This window comes from Serratia bockelmannii (assembly GCF_008011855.1).
GTDB classification, from domain to species: domain Bacteria; phylum Pseudomonadota; class Gammaproteobacteria; order Enterobacterales; family Enterobacteriaceae; genus Serratia; species Serratia bockelmannii.
Genome location: NZ_VOUX01000033.1, coordinates 222,859 through 241,943 on the forward strand (window position 1 = coordinate 222,859; position 19,085 = coordinate 241,943).

General features: G+C 63.7%; 11 protein-coding genes. 5 read left to right on the forward strand and 6 right to left on the reverse strand.

The window, feature by feature from the left end; all coding sequences use genetic code 11:
* Positions 1-9 precede the first annotated feature (9 nt).
* Together FOT55_RS17620 and FOT55_RS25465 are read left to right on the forward strand one after the other, a co-directional pair.
* The gene (locus tag FOT55_RS17620; RefSeq protein ID WP_147823805.1) at positions 10-2,076 is read left to right on the forward strand and encodes a TonB-dependent copper receptor; all 2,067 of its coding nucleotides are present in this window, start codon (positions 10-12) and stop codon (positions 2,074-2,076) included.
* A 141-nt stretch (positions 2,077-2,217) separates the two neighbouring features.
* Positions 2,218-2,379 carry a hypothetical protein gene (locus tag FOT55_RS25465; RefSeq protein WP_162837924.1) on the forward strand — a complete coding sequence of 54 codons (162 nt, stop codon included), beginning with the start codon at positions 2,218-2,220 and terminating at the stop codon, positions 2,377-2,379.
* A 22-nt stretch (positions 2,380-2,401) separates the two neighbouring features.
* Here FOT55_RS25465 and FOT55_RS17625 read toward each other — a convergent pair whose 3' ends face one another.
* Positions 2,402-3,295: a LysR family transcriptional regulator gene (locus FOT55_RS17625; protein WP_147823806.1), complete on the reverse strand. Its 894-nt coding sequence runs from the start codon at positions 3,293-3,295 to the stop codon at positions 2,402-2,404.
* A gap of 84 nt (positions 3,296-3,379) precedes the next feature.
* On the opposite strand from FOT55_RS17625, the gene FOT55_RS17630 reads away from it, so the two are divergent.
* Positions 3,380-4,156, forward strand: coding sequence for an NAD(P)H-dependent oxidoreductase (locus FOT55_RS17630; protein ID WP_147823807.1), 777 nt, complete (start codon positions 3,380-3,382; stop codon positions 4,154-4,156).
* 37 nt (positions 4,157-4,193) lie between these two features.
* Here the strand turns inward: FOT55_RS17630 and FOT55_RS17635 are convergent, their stop codons facing one another.
* Positions 4,194-4,748, reverse strand: coding sequence for an NAD(P)H-dependent oxidoreductase (locus FOT55_RS17635; RefSeq protein ID WP_147823808.1), 555 nt, complete (start codon positions 4,746-4,748; stop codon positions 4,194-4,196).
* A 102-nt stretch (positions 4,749-4,850) separates the two neighbouring features.
* Between FOT55_RS17635 and FOT55_RS17640 the strand changes: the two genes are divergently transcribed.
* Complete coding sequence (locus FOT55_RS17640; RefSeq protein ID WP_025302868.1) at positions 4,851-5,210, forward strand: winged helix-turn-helix transcriptional regulator; 360 nt, start codon at positions 4,851-4,853, stop codon at positions 5,208-5,210.
* 4 nt (positions 5,211-5,214) lie between these two features.
* Here FOT55_RS17640 and entS read toward each other — a convergent pair whose 3' ends face one another.
* Genes entS through fes form a run of 4 tightly spaced genes read right to left on the reverse strand, consistent with a single transcriptional unit; the run spans position 5,215 to position 16,682 of the window.
* Positions 5,215-6,498, reverse strand: a complete 1,284-nt coding sequence (gene entS, locus FOT55_RS17645) for an enterobactin transporter EntS (RefSeq protein ID WP_147823809.1) — start codon at positions 6,496-6,498, stop codon at positions 5,215-5,217.
* Positions 6,499-6,558: 60 nt separating this feature from the next.
* Entirely contained in the window at positions 6,559-15,069 is an 8,511-nt protein-coding gene (locus tag FOT55_RS17650; RefSeq protein WP_147823810.1) for a non-ribosomal peptide synthetase, read from the reverse strand.
* 51 nt (positions 15,070-15,120) lie between these two features.
* A complete protein-coding gene (locus FOT55_RS17655) occupies positions 15,121-15,345 on the reverse strand; it encodes an MbtH family protein (protein ID WP_049295632.1) in 225 nt (74 codons plus the stop codon).
* 29 nt (positions 15,346-15,374) lie between these two features.
* Positions 15,375-16,682, reverse strand: coding sequence for an enterochelin esterase (gene fes, locus FOT55_RS17660; protein ID WP_238476118.1), 1,308 nt, complete (start codon positions 16,680-16,682; stop codon positions 15,375-15,377).
* A gap of 201 nt (positions 16,683-16,883) precedes the next feature.
* On the opposite strand from fes, the gene FOT55_RS17665 reads away from it, so the two are divergent.
* Positions 16,884-19,073 (forward strand): TonB-dependent siderophore receptor, encoded by a 2,190-nt coding sequence (locus FOT55_RS17665; protein ID WP_147823811.1) that lies wholly within the window; start codon positions 16,884-16,886, stop codon positions 19,071-19,073.
* Positions 19,074-19,085 lie beyond the last annotated feature (12 nt).

Genomic DNA, 19,085 nt, shown 5'->3' on the forward strand with positions numbered 1-19,085 from the left:
GGAAAGATGATGTTTAAACCGACTTATAAAAAGAACGCCGTTACCCGCGCCATCACCGCCGCCATGCCGCTGTTCCTGCTGGCCGGCTACGCGGCGCAGGCGCATCAGCCCCCTACCGGCGCACAAGTTAATGATGGCGACGTGATCACCGTTACCGCACCGCTCTACTCTCCGCTGACCATCGTGACGTCACCGAAAACCCCGCGTCAGCCGGTGCCGGCCAGCGATGGCTCGGACTACCTGAAAACCATTCCCGGCTTTTCTCAGATCCGCAACGGCGGCACCAACGGCGATCCGGTATTTCGCGGCATGTTCGGTTCGCGGTTGAAGATCCTCACCGACGGTTCAGAGATGCTCGGCGCCTGCCCATCGAGAATGGATGCGCCCACCTCTTACATCTCGCCGGAAAGCTTCGATCTGCTGACCATCACCAAAGGGCCGCAGACGGTGCTGTGGGGGCCGGGTTCGTCGGCGGGCACCGTGCGTTTCGAACGTGAACGTCCGCGCTTCGACGAGCCGGGTATCAAGGGCAACGCCAGCGTGCTGACCGGCTCCAATGGCCGCTGGGACGAGAATATCGACGTCAGCCTCGGCGCCGAGCAAGGTTACTTGCGGGTGATGGCCAACAAATCCCGCTCCAACGATTATCAGGACGGCACCAATACGCGCGTGCCGTCGCGCTGGGACAAGTGGAACGGCGATCTGGCGCTCGGCTGGACGCCGGACAACGATACGCTGCTGGAAGTGACCATGGGCCGCGGCAACGGCGAAGCGCGCTATGCCGGCCGCAGCATGGACGGTTCGCAGTTCAAACGCGAAAGCCTGGGCATGCGGGTGGAAAAATCCAACATCGGCGAGGTGCTGGATAAGCTGGAAGCTCAGGTCTACTACAACTACGCCAACCACGTGATGGACAACGTCACCCTGCGCTCGCCGGGCAGCGGTGGCATGGGGGGGCACGGCGGCCATGGCGGTATGAGCATGGGGGGCCACGGCGGGCACATGATGTCTTCCGGCATGACGATGCAGCTCGATCGCCGCACCGTCGGCGGCCGCGTGATGGGCACCTGGCAGTGGCAGGACGTGAAGCTTGAAAGCGGCCTGGACACGCAGACCAACACCCACCGCAGCATGAGCCGCGGCAGCTGGGAAAAAGACGCCCAGTTCAACAGCTACGGCGCCTTCAGTGAGCTGACCTGGTCCACCAGCGAGCAGGATAAACTGATCGGTGGCGCGCGGCTCGATCGCACCCTGGTGGAGAATTTCCGCAGCGGCAGCGATGGGGAGCGTTCAGACACCCTGCCTAGCGGCTTTATGCGTCTTGAGCATACGCTGGCCGACCTGCCGCTGATGTTGTATGCCGGCGTCGGTTATACCGAGCGCTTCCCGGATTACTGGGAGTTATTCTCGCCGAAGCTGGGCCCGAACGGCAGCAAGGATCCGTTCTCCAGCGTCAAGAGCGAGAAAACCACGCAGCTCGACATCGGCGCACAATACAACGGCAAGCGCTTCAACGGCTGGGTCTCCGCTTATGTGGGCCGCGTCGATGATTTCATCCTGTTCAAATACGATCCGCACAATGCGCGTCTCAGCCAGGCCGATAACGTCAACGCCAACATCATGGGCGGCGAAATGGGCATGGGTTACCAACTGAGCGAGCACTGGAAAACCGACGCCAGCCTGGCCTACTCCTGGGGTAAAAACACCAGCGACGGCCGCCCGCTGCCGCAGATCCCGCCGCTGGAGGCACGCTTGGGGCTGACCTATGAGTACGGCGACTGGAGCGGCACCGGTCTGTGGCGTCTGGTCAGCAGCCAGCACCGTGTGGCGATCAACGAAGGCAACGTGGTGGGCAAAGACTTTGCCGAAAGCGCCGGCTTCGGCGTGCTCTCCGCCAACGCCGCCTACAAGGTGAATAAAAACGTCAAGCTGAGCGCCGGTCTGGATAATATCCTGAACAAGACCTACAGCGAGCACCTTAACCTGGCGGGCAACAGCGCCTTCGGCTATTCGGCCAACAGCGCGGTGAATGAACCGGGCCGCACCCTGTGGGCCAAGGTTAACGTCACCTTCTAAGCCATCCACCGGGCGATGGGCAACCGTCGCCCGGTCATGCGATATGCGATCCGGTTCTTAGGATATGAGTTTTAAGTTTTTCCCATTCGGTTTAGCGGCGATTACTATCACCCTCAACGTAATCAACGATCCGGAGGGAATATGCAAAAGCTCACTCGTTTTCTGGCCCTGCTCGGCGAGCTGATGATCGAAAAAGCCGACGATGTCGCGCCACAGGCTACTCAGCCAGACGATCGCGACGACGCGTTGCCACCGCGCCTCGAACGCGGCGTTCCGCTGGCCGACCGCTTCCTGTTCATGTAATTTCCCGCGCTGTTTAACCCGCTTACACTGACCGCACGATATGTTCGCGCAGCCACCGGTGAGCGGGATCTCGATGCGATCGTTCGTGCCACAGCATGGTCATTTCAAACCCCGGCACCGCCAGCGGCGGCTCGAGTTGTTGCAATAAAGGCTGGTTGCGCACCAGCCGCTCCGGCAGCATCGCCACCAAATCGGACTGCGCCAGCACCGAGATCACGAAGAGAAAATGCGGCACGGAAAGCACCACGCGCCGCGTCAGCCCCACGTCCGCCAGCGCTTGGTCGGTGATGCCGTAGAAACCGGCGCCGTCCGGCGAAACCATCACCTGCTCCAATTCGCAAAATTGCGCCAGCGTCAGGTTTTCATGCAGTTTAGGATGGCCGACTCTGCCCACCAGCACATAGCGTTCACTGAACAGCGTGCGCTGACGCAAACCGGGCGGCGCCCCTTCACGGGTGTGAAACGCCAGATCGATCTCTCCCTGTTCCGCCAGTTTGGCGATGCGTGACGGCGCGGTTTCCAGCACCGCCAGCCGGGTGCCGGGCGCCGCCGTGCGCAAACCGTTCAGCGCCGGCAGGACGATGGTGGATTCGCCGTAGTCGAAGGCGGCCACACGCCAGGTATCGGCCGCCACGGCGGGATCGAACGGCGTCGCCGGCGTTACCGCCAACTCAAGCGCCGCCAGCGCCTGGCGCAGCGGTTCCCGCAGCTGCTCCGCTCTGGCGGTAGGACGCATGCCGCGCGGGCCGGGCAACAGCAGCGGATCGTCAAAGATCGCCCGCAGTTTGGCGAGATGCACGCTGACCGCCGGCTGAGAGAAATTGAGCCGCTGCGCCGCGCGCGTAACGTTGTGCTCCGCCAGCAGCGCGTCGAGCGTCACCAGCAGATTGAGATCCAGCCGCCTTAAATTATTCATGGTTATACCTGGGATAACGGTAATTCATTTCTAATATACCTTGTGACGCCCTAACCTGCAGCTCTCACACCAAGGAGAGTTGCTATGAATGTGCTGATTGTTTACGCCCACCCGGAGCCGCAGTCGCTGACCGGCTCACTGAAAAACTTCGCCGTTGAGCGCCTGACGCAGGCCGGTCATCAGGTACAGGTGTCCGATCTGTACGCCATGAAGTGGAAAGCGGCACTTGACGCCAACGACAGCCTGGAAGGTGCATCAGGGCCCCGTTTCGATCCTTCGTTGGATTCCCAGCGCGCGTTTGCCAACGGCGTGCAGAGCGCCGATATCGAACGGGAGCAGCAAAAATTGCGCTGGGCGGACGCGGTGCTGCTACAGTTTCCGCTGTGGTGGTTCTCGATGCCGGCGATTCTGAAAGGCTGGTTCGAGCGTGTCTATGCCTATGGTTTTGCCTATGGCGTCGGTGAGCATTCCGATACGCATTGGGGCGACCGTTACGGCGAGGGTATGTTGGCGGGCAAACGGGCGATGCTGATCGTCAGCGCCGGCGGGTGGGAATCCCATTACGCCCCGCGCGGTGTCAACGGGCCGATCGACGATATCCTGTTTCCGATCCAGCACGGCATGCTGCATTACCCAGGCTTCGAGGTGCTGCCGCCGTTTGTCACCTACCGCGCCGGAAAGACCGACGAGACGCGCTTCGCCGCCCTGTGCGAGCAGCTCGGGCAACGGCTCGATACCCTGTGGCACACCGAGCCCATTCCGTTTCGGCGACAGAACGCCGGTGACTACCTGATCCCGCAGTTGACGCTGAAAGCGCATCTCGCGCCGGGTCAGGACGGTTTCGGCGTTCACATCGAGTAGCCGGAGGCGCACGCCCTGGCGCATCCGGGGCGTGGCGTTAATTCAGGGCGGCGAGAAATGTCTGGTAGCCCTGTGCGCTGCTGTCCAGCTCATGCTGCTGAACCTGCTCTGCCACCCCGTCCGAAGCGGCCTCCTTGCCATAAAAGGCGAAGAACGAGGCATAGTCGGCCCGCACGTAACCGGCGGTGACTTCAAACGGCCGGAAGATTTCCTCCAGCGAGTAGCGATAACGCCCTTCACGCGCGTAATCTTCTGCGCGCACGCCCGCCGTGACCGCCAGCGCCAGTTTCTTGTTCTGCATCTTATAGCCGCTGCGGGAACCGTAGGCCCAGCCGTAGGTGAGCACGTCGTCCAGCCATTTTTTCAGCAGCGGCGGGCTGCTGAACCAGTAAATCGGGAACTGCAGCACGATGTTGTCATGCGCTTCAATCAACTGCTGTTCTTTGGCGACGTCGATCTGCCAGTCCGGATAGGCCTGATGCAATTCGTGCACCGTATACCGCTCCGGATAGCGACGCAGTTCCTCCAGCCAACGTTTGTTAACCACCGAGTTCGCCATATCGGGATGGGCCACGATCACCAAGGTTTTCATACTGATTTCTCCAGTCAGGTGTTTCGACGCATCTTAGGGTATGCTGACAGAATGTAAAATACGCACACTCACGACACATACTTACCTTGGGGAAAGTATAAAATGACCGCCGAATCTCACTGCAGCCCAACGGGCATCAGTCTCGAAGACACCGGCTATGGCTACACCCTGTCGGTGATCAACGGCAAATATAAAATGATTATTCTCTACTGGCTGGCGCTGTATAAGCCAGTATTGCGGTTCAACGAGCTGCAGCGCTGCATCGGCACCATTTCGTACAAAACGCTGAGTTCGACGCTGAAAGAGCTGGAAAAAGACCGGCTAGTGGTGAGAAAGGAGTATCCGCAGATCCCGCCCAAGGTGGAGTACAGCCTGTCCGAACGCGGGCGTTCGCTGATCCCGGTGATCGACATGATGTGTAACTGGGGGGAACAGCACCGGCCGGAACAGCCGGTGCCCTGAGAGGTTAGTTGTCCGCCACCGCTGAGGTTGCCGGAGTGGGATCGTCGTGCTCAACCAACGCGTCCGCCGGCCGGCACTGGCGCAGCGTGCGTACGCTGAAAGCCACCAGCACGCCGAGCACGGCGGCGAATGCACCAAACGACAGCACGCTCATCAACGGGGTGAACACCCTGCCCAGTACGCCGAGCCCCAGCGCACCGATCGAGTCGCCGGTCACGTCCTGCGCGGTGCCCAGGCTGTTCACCCGCCCAAGCAAATGATCCGGCGTGTTGCTCTGGATCAGCATGAACTGCAGAAGTGAGGCGATAGCGTTGGCGTAGCCGTAGCACACCAGCGCCAGCAGCGCCGGCGCCAGGTGGCTGAACAGCCCCAGTGACGCGATGGCGGTGAACGCGACGATAGCGGCGACCAGGATCAGCACGCCAGGGCGAGCGTATCGCCCCACCCAGCCGCTGGTCAGCGCGCCCAGCATCGCACCGAGCGGCACCGCGGAGTACATCAGGCCGATAGAGGACGCGCCAACGTGGTAAGCGTCCTGCGCCAGCGCCGGGAACAGCACCCTGACGGCGCCGACGATGCTCATTAGCATCCCCAGCAGCACCACCGAGCCGACCACCTTATTGCGCCAGACAAACTGGAAGCCGCTGGCGAGCGCACGCAGCGGGTGTTCCGGCTCCTGCTGCTGCGGCAGCAGCGTCGGCAAGCGCACCAGCGGGACCAGGGTGCCCAGCGTCCCTGCCGCCGCGACGGCGAAGGCGAGACCGACCCCCCCGAACACGATGATAATCCCGCCCAGCGCCGGTGCGAGGATCGCGCCGATGCGCACCGTCACCATGCTCAAGGCCCCTGCCGCCGCCAGGTTTTCACGCCCGACCAGCAGCGGGATCACCGCCATCAGCGCCGTCATACCCAGCGCGCCGAAGAAGCCGTCCCAGGCCGCCAGCAGGTAGAGCGCCCACAGCGACGGTGCCGGGGCGAAGGCGTTCAGGCTCAGGGCGACAAAGCCCAGCCCGCAGGTGCCGCGCGCAAACAGGATAAGCTTGCGGCGATCGTAGCGATCGGCAAGCACCCCGCCCAGCATCAGGCCGATAAACATACCTACGCCGTCCAGCGCCACCGCCACGCCCACCTGCAACGTGGATCCGGTCATCGCCTGGATCTGAATCGGCACCCCTACCGCCAACATGCCGAGGGAAAACACCGACAGCATGCGGGCGCAGAAAATCGCGCGGAAATGCGCATTGCTTCTCAGCAAACTGAAATCAAGAAAAAAAGAAGGTCTGGCCATAGTGTCCTGCATGTCATGTTTTAGTGCGGGCCGGGACGCACGCCCCCCGGCCCGGTTGCGTTATACCAACCCGTATTGCCGCGTCAGCAGCGAATGCAACAGCGGCCCAAGCGTCTCCAGCGAGGCCGGAGACAGAATGTCCGCGTGTTCGCAGCGCTGATGATGGCAGATCAACCCATCCAGATACGGTGCCCACACGGCATTGATGTCCATCTCCGGCGGCAGCGTCTGGTCGGCGACAAACAGCGTCGCCGTGCCGTGGAAACGCCGGCTGCGCGCCTGGGACAGAATGCGCACCGCATCGCGGTAGTTGGCGACGATGCTGTCGAACATCGCCGCCTTCTCCGCCATCAGCGCCGGATCGCCATGATCTTCCGCCATAAACTCGGCCTGTTCCTGCGCCACCTCTTTCTGCGCGTCTTCCTCGCTGGGGCCGGTCCAATCCTGGCCTTCCGGCGGATAGGTATCCAGCATGCCGAGGAACGCCACCTCTTCGCCCTGCTGCTGCAGGCGCGCGGCCATCGAGTGCGCCAGCGTGCCGCCGAGCGAATAGCCCAGCAGGTAGTAAGGCCCCTGCGGCTGCAGGCGGCGCAGATGGGCGAGATGACGATCGACCATCTGCTCAATATCCTCGCAGGTGGCGATAGCACCATCCGGTCTTGGCGACTGCAGGCCGATGATGGGGTAGTTCCCCGGCAGATAACGGCTCAGCCCCGAGTACTGCCAGGCGAAACCGGAAGCCGGATGCAGGCAGAACAGCGCCGGGCCTTGACCGGCCCGCAGCTGCAGGCATTCGCCGACGCCACGGCTCTCGGCCGAGTTGGCGGCCTGCGCGTCATCGAGCAGGTGCGCCATCTTCTCCAGGCTGCGGGCGAACATGATCTGTCCGACGCTCAACGGCCGCGGGACGCGCCGGCGCAGCTCTGCCGCCAGACGCATCGCCAGCAGCGAATGGCCGCCCAGCGCGAAGAAGTCGTCGTCGGCATACACCGTCTCGCGCCCCAGCAGTTCCCCGAACAGCGCCGCCAGCAGGCGCTCGCTGTCGCTCTGCGGCGCACGCCCGGCTTGCAGGGCCAGCTGCGGCCGTGGCAATGCCTTGCGATCCAGTTTGCCGCTGGCGCTGAGCGGGAAGCTGTCGGTCATGACATAGCTGACCGGCATCATGTGCGCCGGCAAACGTGCCTCCAGCGCCTGATGCAGCACGGCGGTATCCAGCGTCACGCCCGGTTGGGCGATCAGCCAGGCGACCAGCTGCCGCATATCGGCGCCGCCCAGCCCCGTCGCGCCCTCGCCCAGTTCGATGGCGTGCACCGCCGCTTGCGCTACTCCCGGCTGTGCCAGCAGCGCCTGTTCGATTTCGCCCAACTCGATACGCTGGCCACGGATCTTCAGCTGATCGTCGCTGCGACCCAAATACTCGACGCTGCCGTCTTCCTGCCAGCGGGCGATATCGCCGGTGCGATACATGCGCGCCCCGTTGCCGGCGGGATCGGCGACAAACCGCTGTGCCGTCAACCCCGGCCGATGCAGATAGCCATCGGCCAGCTGAATGCCGCGCAGGTAGAGATCGCCGGCGCAGCCGACGGGCACCGGCCGCAGCATGGCGTCGAGAATGCTCAACTGGGTGTTCCAGACCGGTTTGCCGATCGGCACGCCGGCGCCGTTCACCGCCGCCAATGCCGCGCCGGACGCTGGTTGGTAGGTGACATCGACCGCCGCCTCCGTCGGGCCATACAGGTTATGCAGCGGCGCCGCGACCAACGCCTGATAGCGAGAAGCCAGTTCGCACGACAGCGCTTCACCGCTGCAGAACACGCGTTTCAGGCTGGCGGCGGCGCGCTGTGGCGCGCGCTCGTTCAAGGACTCCACCCAGATAGCCAACATAGACGGAACGAAATGCAGCGTGGTCACGCCATAGTCGTCGATCAACGTCGTCAGCGCCTGCGGATCGCGGTGCGCCTCCGGCGGCGCCATCACCAGGCGTGCGCCGACCATCAGCGGCCAGAAGAACTCCCAGACGGAAACGTCGAAGCTACACGGCGTTTTCTGCAATACCACGTCCTGCGCATCGAGCGCATACTCGTGCTGCATCCAGAACAGGCGGTTGACGATCGCCCGGTGGTTCACCACCACGCCTTTCGGCCGCCCGGTAGAGCCTGAGGTATACAGCACATAGGCGGGATAATCGCCGTTCCCCGCCGGTGGGCGCGCTGCCGGTTCGCGCCCGCTGTCGTCCAGCGCATCGAACAGCAGCGTCGGCGCCAGCGCGGCAAAGCGGGCGTTCAACGCGCTTTCGGTGATAATCAGCCGCGGTTTGGCGTCCTCCACCATGTAGGCCAGCCGCTCGTCCGGGTAGCCGGTGTCCAACGGCAGCCAGGCGGCGCCGGTCTGCACAATCGCCGTCAGCGCCAGGCTGAGGCGCACGGAGCGTGGCAACGCCACCGCGACAATATCGCCCGGCTGAATGCCGGCCGCCGTCAGCCGCTCGGCCAACAGCGCGGCCTGGCGCTGCATGTCACGGTAGCTGAGGCTGTGCCCGGCATCCTGCAGCGCGATGCGTTCCGGCGTGCGCCGCGCTTGATCGGCGATCGCCTGATGCAAGGTGGTGTCCGCCACCGCTTGCCCGGTGCGGTTGACCGCCGCGATCAGCGTCTGCTCCTGCGGGGTTTGCAACTGCCAGCGCGGCAGCGGCAGATCCGGCTGGGCGATCCACTGTTGCAGCAGCGCCATCAGCCGCGCCGCGAAGCGCTCAGGCTGCGGCACTGAGGCGCGGTACTCTATCAGCAGGCGCAGACGTTCGCCCGGCAGCACCAGCAGCGTCAGCGGATAGTGGGTATAGCCTTTGTTGCGGATGGCGTCGCAGCGCAGCGCCCCTGCGCCGCCCAGCAGAGCGTCGTTGTCCGGGTAGTTCTCTACCACCAACAGCGTATCGAACAGCGTGCCCGCCCCGGCCAGGTGCTGGATTTCCCCCAACCCCAAATCGTCGTGCTCCAGCAGTTCAATCTGCCGGTGCTGCAGTTCGGTCAGCTGTTCCGTCAACGAACGGTCATGCTGCAGACGAACCCGCACCGGCAGCGTGTTGCTGAACAGGCCAACGTGTTCCTCGACCCCTTCTATCTGGCCAAAGCGGCCGGAAACCGGCGAGCCGAACACCACGTCCTGATGGCCGCAACAGCTGGCCAGCTGCAGCGCCCAAATGCCCTGCATCACGGTATTGAGCGTCAACCCGCGTTCGCGGCACAGGGTCAGCAAGCGCCTTTCCTCGGCCGGCGGCAACGTCATTTCCAGCTCATGCACGCGATCGTCCTGCGTTTCACCGAACAGCAACGTCGGGCGCACATCCTGCAGCGTCTCGCGCCAGATGCGGCGTGAGGCTTCGGCATCCCGCGCGGTCAGGCGGCGCACGATATCGGCGTAGTTCGAACGCAGCGGCGGCAGCGCCTGCTCGCCTTCACGCAAGGCCAGCATCAGATCGTTGAGCACCACCGGCGTCGACCAACCGTCGACGATCAGGTGGTGCGCGTTAAGGAACAGCGTGTAGCGTTCGCTATCGCCGTGTTTGACCCACAGCGCATGCAGCATCGCGCCCGGCTGGTTGAACAGATCGCGCTGCAGTTCCTGCTGCTCCAGCCGGTGCAGTGCCTGTGCCTCCTGTTCTTCGGCCAGCGGCGGTAGCCTGTGGCTGTCCAGCGGCCAATGGCTTTCCTGCGGTATCAGCTGCAGCGGTTCGCCTTCGCGGTTGAATCGGGCGGCCAGCTGCGGATGGCGGCGGATCACCGCATCCAGCGCCTGCTGAAGGTGATGCGCGTCCAATTCTCCGCAGAGACTCAGGCGCGTCAGCGAGTTATAGCTGCCGCCCTGCTGCGCCGTCTGTGCATGGAACAGCAGGCCGTGTTGCAACGGCAACAGCGGCAGCGCTGCGGTTAACGGCCCATACGCCCGTTCCCAGGCGCGCACCGTCTCATCGTCAACGTTCGGCTGGGCGATCTCGGCCGCTACCAACGTCGCCGCCGCGCGATCGGGATGCCGTTCGGCAAATTCGCACAGTGCACGCACTGCTTGCTCGATGCCGCTGTGCAGCTGCGTAATGTCGCTCTCGCTGAAAATCCCCTCCAGCCAGCTCCAGTTGATCGCCAGGCACGCGCCGTCGCGCCGCTCTTCGACAAAGATATTCACCTCCAGGCCATACGACAGCGCCTGCTGTGCATCCTGCGCCACGGCGAAGGCGTCGCGGAAGCGGGTTTGGCTGCGTTGCGGCGCCCAGTTCCCCTCGTCCTGGCTGAAGCGCCCGAGGTAGTTGAACAAGATCTCCGGCGCATTGCGCTGCGCCAGCGCCGCCAGTTCGTCACGCTGCGGGTGCAGATAACGCAGCTGGCCGTAACCGACGCCGCGATCGGCCACCGCACGCGTCGCCCGTTTCACCGCACGCACGGCCTCATTGTGTTCGGCGTCATGCAGTTCGATGCGCAGCGGATACTCCGCCGTCAGCCAGCCGACGGTGCGGGCCAGATCGAGGCCGTCGTCCAGTTCGGCGCGGCCGTGCGACTCCAGAGAGAAACGCAGCGAAGCGGCCTGGAAACGGCGGCGGCAGGCCTGAGCCAGCGCGCACAGCATGATCTCTTCAACCTGCGCGCGGTATCCCTGCGGCAAGGTGCCGAGCAGCGCGGCGGTCAGCCGGCTGTCGATCAGCGTGCGCCGTTCGCTCACCGAGGCGAGGCGATCGGTCTGCGGATCCAGCGCGCGCCGCCCCAAACGCGGCACCTCGTCCGCCAGCATCTGCCGCCAGAACGGCAGCTCGGCTTCGCGGCGTTCGACGTCGGCTCGTAGGCGTGCAGACCACTCATAGAGCGAGGTTTCTTCCGGCGGCAGCATGATCGGCTGCCCCTGCATGGCGCTGTCGGCCACTTGCCGCAGTTCGTCGAGCAAGATGCGCCAGGAAACGCCGTCGACCACCAGATGGTGGATCGCCAGCACCAGCCCCAGGCTCTGCTCGTCGCGCTGCAACAGGATGGCTTGCATCATGGCGCCGGCCGCCGGATCGAGATGGTCAAGCGCGGCATCAAACGCCTGTTCTGCCGCTGATTCCAGCTCACCGGACACGGTATTAACCTGCATCAGCTCACCGGCGGCGGCGGTTTCAACCACCAACTGACCGTCGCGGATCCGCGCGCCCAGCGCCGGGTGTGCCGTGTGCAGCTGTTCCAACGCATAACGCAGCTGTTGCGGCTGCAGCTCGGCAGGTACACGCAGGAAAACGCCGTGCGCGAAGCGGCGATGCATATCGCCCGTCTCGGCAAACCAGTGCAGGATCGGCAGCCCGTCGATCGGGCCTTGCTGTACGCTGCGTGTAGCCTGAGAGTCTATGGCCAGCGGCTGCATCGCCTGCGCCATGCGCGCGGGGGTGTGCAGCGCGAAGATCTCGCGCGGCCGCAGCAGATACCCTTTGCGCCGCAGGGCGGTACCCAGCCCCATCGCCGAGATGCTGTCGCCGCCGAGCGCGAAGAAATCGTCGTCGGCACCGACGCGATCCATCCCCAGCAGCTGCGCCATGGCGCCGCAAATCAGCCTTTCCTGCTCGGTGGCCGGCTCGCGAATGCTTTGCGCCAGCGTCTCCTGCGGTTTTGGCAGCGCCTGGCGGTCAATCTTGCCATTCACGTTAAGCGGCAGCTCCGGCATCACCACCAGGATCGCCGGCACCATATAATCCGGCAGACGCTGCGCCAGTTGCCCCAGCAGTTCGCTTTGCAGCGTGGGTGAGGCGCGCCGCGCGTCATCCTGCACCGAGCAGTAACCGATCAAACGATAGGTGGCGCCGATCGGCTCGGCGATCACCACCGCCCGCCCCACGTCCGGCAAGGCGGCCAAGGCGCTTTCCACCTCACCCAGCTCGACGCGGAAGCCGCGCACCTTGATTTGGTGATCGGTACGGCCAATGAATACCAGCTGACCCTCCGCGCTCCAGCGCATCAGATCGCCGCTGCGGTACATCACCTCGCCTTCGGCGAACGGGTTGGCGACAAAGCGCGCCGCCGTCAGATCCGGGCGCCGCAGGTAACCGCGCGCGATGCCTTTGCCGGAAATGTACAGCTCGCCCGCCGCGCCGATCGGCACCGGCTGCAGCCGGCTGTCGAGCAGCCAGACGGCGGTATTGGCGAGGGGACGCCCGATCACCGGCTGATCGGCGGCCGTGACCGGCGCGCCGAGGGTATCGACGGTATATTCTGACGGGCCGTAATAGTTGTGGATCTCCACCTCCGGATGCTGCTGCATCAGGTTCCACAGCGTCGGCGTTGCCGCCTCACCGCCGATCATCACGAACGCCGGCAGCGGGAACTGCCCCTTCAGCAGGCCGCAGTCCACCAGTTGTGAGAAGAACGACGGCGTGATGTCCAGCAGATCGATCGGCGTCTGTTGGGTTTGTTCCAGAAGCGCCCAGGGGTCGCGGCGCAGCTCCTCGTCGAAGATAACCAGTTCGCTGCCCATCATCATGCAGAACAGCGGTTCCCAGGAGGAGTCGAAAGAAAACGAGGCGGTATGGCCGGCGCGCAAGCGGCGCGCGTGGCGAGCCTGGAATTTTTCGATCGCCGGGCCGAACAGAGAGGCCTGGTGCGACAGGAACAGGTTCAGCAGCCCGCGATGCGTGGACATGACGCCCTTGGGTTTGCCGGTCGAGCCGGAGGTGTAAATCATGTAGGCGAGATGCGCCTCGCTCAGCGGCATGCGCCGCTCGTCGTCCGTTATCGGCGTGGCCTCGGCAGCCGCGCAGCGCGCCAGGCACGCTGCGTCGTCCAGGCACAATACCTGTGGCAGGTCCGGCATGTTGGTCAGCGTGGCGCGGTGGGTCAGCAACATTACCGGCCGCGCGTCGTCGCACATCAGCGCCAAACGTTCACGCGGATAGTCCAGATCGAGCGGCATATAGGCCGCGCCGCTGGCCAGAACGCCGAACAGCGCGACCAGCGTGTCCACCGAGCGCGGAATGCCGATGGCCACCACGTCTTCGGCGCCGATGCCGCTTTCGATTAGCACTCGCCCCAACTGCATCACCCGTTCGGAGAGCTGCCGGTAGCTGAGGCGCTCGTCGCCGCAGGCCACCGCTAACGCCTCAGGCTGGCGTTCAACCTGGCGCTGGAACGCATCCATGATTGACACCATGCCCGTCGGCGGCGTCAGATCGGCGCCGCGCCCCCAGGCCGCGAGTTGCCTTAGCTCCCCTTCGCCGATCAGCGCCAGTTGAGCGTTCGGCTGGTGCGGCTGTCGCGCCAACTGCTGCAGCCAATGGCCGATGCGCTCCGCGTGATGATGCAAGGTGCGCGGCGAGTATTTGGCCGGGTTGGCCACCAAAGACAGCGTCAGCACGCCGTTGCGAAAGCCGATCTCAAACTCCAGGTCATCGACCGGCCCCATCGCCAGCGTATGGGTAACGGCCGCTTGGCCGTCGAACGACAAGGCGCTGTGGTAGACCTTGACGTTGATCACCGGCCCGTACAGTTCCTGATGGCCACCGACCAGGCCGAGATCGCGCTTGATCTGCTCCGCCTCATAGCGTTGATGGCGGCGCGCCTGTTTGATCTGCGCTACGGTCGCCTGGCAGACGTCCGCCAGCGACAGCTCCGGCGTCACGTTCAGCAGCAGCGGCAGCACGTTGACCACCGGGCCGACCGCCGCCAGCGCCTGCGACCCCATCCGCCGCATGAAAGGAAAACCGACTGAGAAGCGGGTTTCGCCGCTCATGCGCGCCAGATACATCGCCAGCGCCGCCGTGACGATGTCGGCCGGTTGCAGCGCCTGCAACGCGTCGTCGCGCCGCGCTTCGTCAAACAGTGACTCCGGCAGCACCAGCACCTGTTTGAGCGGTCGGGCGCCCGGTTCAACCTCCCGGCTTTCCGTCGATAATGACAGCGGCGACGGCAGTTCGCGCAGATGCTGGCGCCAGAACTCGGCCGCCCGTTGGCGCGCCGGCGACGTTTGCCATTGCTGAAACTCTTCCACTACCTTACCGAACGGGGTAAACGGCGAAGCCGCGGGCGACAGCCCGTGACGCAGCGCGCGATAGATATCGGCGATCCGGCGGGTGATGGCTTCGAAACTGAAGCCGTCCAGGGTCAGATGATGAAAGCGCTGGTACCAAAACCAACGATCGGCGCTGACGCGGATTATCGCATGGCGATAAAGCGACCGTTCGCCGTCCGCAGGCAAATCCTGCGCCAGATCGTCGTTCATCAGCGCCAGCGCCGCCTGTTCGGCGTCCGGCTGCGCGCTGAAATCGAACCACTCCGGCGCCTGTACGCGCGCAGGGTCGGCTATCAACGGGAGACGCTGCACCGGCTGGCCGTCCTGCGCCTCAAAGAACCGCGCCTGAACCGTATCCGCTTCGGCCAGCCCCTGACGGATCGCGCGCTCCAGCGCCGAACGATCGATAGCGCCGTGCAGTTCGGTATAGTGCGCCACCGCGAAGCTGTTGCGCCGCAGCGCGATTTGGTCGGCGATCCAGATCCCCGGTTGCGCCGCAACCAGCGGATAATCCCGATACTCGACCTGAGTATCCGGCAAAGAAAGCGTTTCTGACATGGTGTCTGTCCTTTCCCTCAAACGGAATGTATCGATGTGGCTGCCTGGCGCTTAACGCGCCGCATCCGCCGCTTTCAGCGCCGCCGGCCGCATGTCCTGCCAGTGCGTTTCGATGTAGTCGATGCATTCGCCGCGCGACGCCGGCCCCATCAGCACGCGCCACCCCTGCGGCGTATCGGCAAACTGCGGCCACAGCGAGTACTGCTGTTGCGCGTTGATCAGCACGGAGAAACGGAGATTTTCGTCATCGAACGGGTTTTGTTGTTCCTGAGTCATTTGCCTTACCTGTCTGTCAAAATGTGGGATTACTTCATTGCGGAAAGCAGCTGGCGCACGCCGTCCACCAGGCCACCGCGCCAGCAGAGCGCATCATGTCCGCCGGAAAACACGCGGTATTCGGCGCGGTGCCCTGCCGCCGCCAGCGCCTGATGCATCTGGCGATTAACGAATTCGATGTCCGCCTCTCGATCGCCGGCTTGCTGAATCACGGTGAGCTTGGGCGCCGCCGGGCTGCGTTGCCGAACCTGGCGTATCAGCCAGCCTTCTTCCAGCTCGTGGCGTTTTTCGAATTGGGTAACGAATTGCACCGTAGGCCACCAGAAGGAGCCGGACTGGCTCAGCACGTGGCCGAAGCGCTCTGGCCAGTGCAAACCGGCATATAACGCCGCCAGCCCGCCGTAGCTCTGGCCGGCGACGACGGTGCGCGCCCCTGCCTCGCTGAACGGTTCGCGCTTCTGCGCCTGCGGCAACAGTTCGTCGATCACCGCCTGCCAAAACGCGGCGTTGCAAGGCAGCTCGTTTTCCCGGTGTTCGCCGTCGATCGCATCGATCAGCAGCCAACATGCAGGCGGCAGGTGCCCTTTTGCGGTTTCGTGCTCGATCACCGGCAACAGCGCGTGCCTTTCGACCCAGTTTTGGCCATCGAGCAGCAGCACCAGCGGGCGATTCGCTTTCACCCCCGCGTCGCCGCTGGCATACAGCCAGACGCGCCGCTGCGTGCCGAGCCGTTCGCTCTGCCACTGGAAAAGCTGCAGCCGCGCCTCCTCCAGCGGCCGATCGGCGGCCTGCCAGGCGCTTTGATCGTCGGCATCCGGCCCTTGCGCCAGAGAGACGGGCCGCGGGCGATGAGACGGCCCCAGCGATACGCGATTCAGCGGATCGGCGATGGCCAACGGGAACAGCGATACCCACCAGGCGCGCTGTTGGCGATCGCGCAACGTTTCGTCGTCGCTAAAGACGGGGGGAAGATCCCGGTCGGTAATGGGGATCAGGCTGTAGCTGCCGCGCCAGCGGCGATCGATAACGGCCGCGCCGTACCAAACGTCGGTGCCGGGGAGCCGGGTCAGGCTGCTGGGGGACGTGCTGTGGTGATCGGTAATGCCGTTGATATCGGCGTAAACGCGGCATATCGGCGAGTGCCGTTCATCGCCGTCGGGATCGCGCCACAGCCAGGTCATTTTGACGTGGCTGTCATCGTGCGGTTCGACCACGGGTGTGCCGTGAGCGGCAACCTTCTGCCACCACGCGGATTGCCCTGCCGCCTCTTCACGCAGCCACTGCGCCGCCAATCCCTCACGACCGTTTTCTGGCCTCTTTTCCGGCAAAAACTCCATAGCGCCCCTTACATAACATGAGTGTCTTTTACAAAACCTGACAATCGTATTGATACTCATTATCATTTTCAATACTATTTGTCGGATTTTTACCGTCGTGCAAACACGACGTCTCCGCGTCGACGGGTGAAGACCGCTTGCCGGCATTTCGGGGTTTATCAGGGTGGCATGACACACAAAAGCAGGTATTCAGGAGAGATAATGAAGATTAAAAACAAAGGGATAGCAAACGGAAGTGCGGAGGCGATGTCCGCCAAGCGTCTGTTGCTGGGATCGGCGCTGGCCTTACTGCCCTTCGCGCCACACGCGTCCGCCGCAGCGGACGAGACGATTCTGGTGACCGCCGACGCACAAAACAGCGTGACCGCACCGGCCAAAGGGATCGTCGCTAAAGAGAGCGCCGCTGGCACCAAGACCGCCACCGCTCTGCGTAAGACGCCGCAGGCCATCTCGGTGGTCACGCGCGAGCAGATGAACGACCAGGAGCCGGCGTCGGTCGCCGACGCATTGAACTACACCAGCGGGGTGATCACCACCTACCGCGGCAACTCCAACCGCAATGACGAAGTGATCAGCCGCGGCTTCCGTTATGCGCCCAAGCTGCTCGACGGCCTGCACTTTGGCCTCTCGAGCCAAAATGGCGGCGCCGGGCAGATCGATCCCTGGCTGTTGGAGCGCGTGGAGATGGTGCACGGCCCGGCCGGCGTGCTGTACGGCCAGGTCAGCCCCGGCGGCGTGGTGGTGATGACCAGCAAGCGCCCTACCGCCCAGAGCATTCACGAAGTCAAATTCAGCACCGGCAACCGCCATCTGGCGGAAACGGCGTTTGATTTTGGCGGCAAGCTTAACGACGACAACACCCTGTTCTACCGCCTGAACGGTATCGCCAGAACCGAACATGAGTTTGTCAAAGACAGCAAGCAGCAACGGGTGGCCATCGCCCCGGCCTTCACCTGGCTGCCGAACGAAGACACCAGCTTTACGCTGTTGACCAGCTACCAGAACGATCCGAAAGCCGGATCGCGCAACTTCCTGCCGCGCGCCGGCACGCTGTTCCCGACCAGCGCGGGCTATGTACCCTATGACTTCAACATCAGCGAGCCCAGCTTCAACAAGTCGCGGCGCGAACAGGCGTCGATCGGCTACAGCCTCGAGCATAACTTCAGCGATGCGCTGTCGTTTACCCAGAACCTGCGCTTCACCCACCGTGATGAAGACTATAAATATCTGGTTTATAACGTAAACTCGACGGTCAACGACCACACCGTCACCCGCATGGCACAGCATGAAACGCAGATGACCAACGAGTTTGGCGTGGATAACCAGCTGAAGGGTTTGTTCGACACCGGCGAGGTGAAGCACACGGTGCTGGGCGGGTTGGATTACCGCTACAGCCATATCGATTCGAAGATGTATCGCGATCGCGGTAACGATTACCCGATCGACTGGGCCAATCCGGTTCGCCCCAGCATCGATGGCAGCACGTTGGCGCTGGCTTCCAGCGATTTGAAGACGCTGAATCAGGTCGGGGTGTATCTGCAGGACCAGCTGGAGTGGAATAACTGGAACCTGCTGCTGTCCGGCCGTCAGGACTGGTCGCAGGTCAACACCCGCGATCGCACCAGCGGCGGCAAAGAGCAGACCTATAACGATGCCCAGTTCACCGGCCGCGCGGGCCTGCTCTACGCCTTCGACAACGGCATTTCACCGTATGTCAGCTACAGTACCTCGTTCGATCCTAACCTGTACCCAAGTGCCGCGGGCGCCGATCCGCTCAAGCCGACCACCGGCAAACAAACCGAGGTGGGCGTGAAGTACCAGATCCCGGGCGGCAACACCCTGCTGACCCTCTCCTGGTTCGACATTACCCAGCGCAATGTGGCGTCTTACAACCGTCTCACCTCCGCCTACGAGCAGATCGGTGAGGTGAAATCCAAAGGGATTGAGGCGGAAGTGCACGCTCAGCCTACGCCGGAGATCACGCTGACCGCCGCTTATACCTACACCGACGTAGTGACCAAAGACTCCAACTCGGCGGATGAAATTGGCCACAGCCCGGCGGGCATCCCGCGCCACGCGGCCTCCGCCTGGGGCAGCTACAGCGTCCTGAGCGGTGCGCTGAACGGCCTGACCGTCGGCAGCGGCGTGCGTTACATCGGCGATGCGCCAGCCGACGCCACCGGCCAGTACGACGTGCCGCACTACACGCTGTACGATGCCATGGTGAAATATGACCTCGGCCAGGCTTCGTCGGCGCTGCGCGGTGCGGCGCTCCAGCTCAACGTGCAGAACCTGACGGACAAGAAATACGTCTCATCCTGCAGCGGCGAGTACGCCTGCTTCTACGGCAGCGGCCGCAGCATCATCGCTTCGGTCAACTACCGCTGGTAACAAAAAGGGGTG

Coding starts and splice junctions, on each gene's coding strand:
- FOT55_RS17630 (WP_147823807.1), top strand. CDS start 3,380: ATGAATGTGCTGATTGTTTACGCCCACCCGGAGCCGCAGTCGCTGACC.
- FOT55_RS17640 (WP_025302868.1), top strand. CDS start 4,851: ATGACCGCCGAATCTCACTGCAGCCCAACGGGCATCAGTCTCGAAGAC.
- entS (WP_147823809.1), bottom strand. CDS start 6,498: ATGGCCAGACCTTCTTTTTTTCTTGATTTCAGTTTGCTGAGAAGCAAT.
- FOT55_RS17665 (WP_147823811.1), top strand. CDS start 16,884: ATGAAGATTAAAAACAAAGGGATAGCAAACGGAAGTGCGGAGGCGATG.
- fes (WP_238476118.1), bottom strand. CDS start 16,682: ATGGAGTTTTTGCCGGAAAAGAGGCCAGAAAACGGTCGTGAGGGATTG.
- FOT55_RS17620 (WP_147823805.1), top strand. CDS start 10: ATGTTTAAACCGACTTATAAAAAGAACGCCGTTACCCGCGCCATCACC.
- FOT55_RS17635 (WP_147823808.1), bottom strand. CDS start 4,748: ATGAAAACCTTGGTGATCGTGGCCCATCCCGATATGGCGAACTCGGTG.
- FOT55_RS17655 (WP_049295632.1), bottom strand. CDS start 15,345: ATGACTCAGGAACAACAAAACCCGTTCGATGACGAAAATCTCCGTTTC.
- FOT55_RS25465 (WP_162837924.1), top strand. CDS start 2,218: ATGCAAAAGCTCACTCGTTTTCTGGCCCTGCTCGGCGAGCTGATGATC.
- FOT55_RS17650 (WP_147823810.1), bottom strand. CDS start 15,069: ATGTCAGAAACGCTTTCTTTGCCGGATACTCAGGTCGAGTATCGGGAT.
- FOT55_RS17625 (WP_147823806.1), bottom strand. CDS start 3,295: ATGAATAATTTAAGGCGGCTGGATCTCAATCTGCTGGTGACGCTCGAC.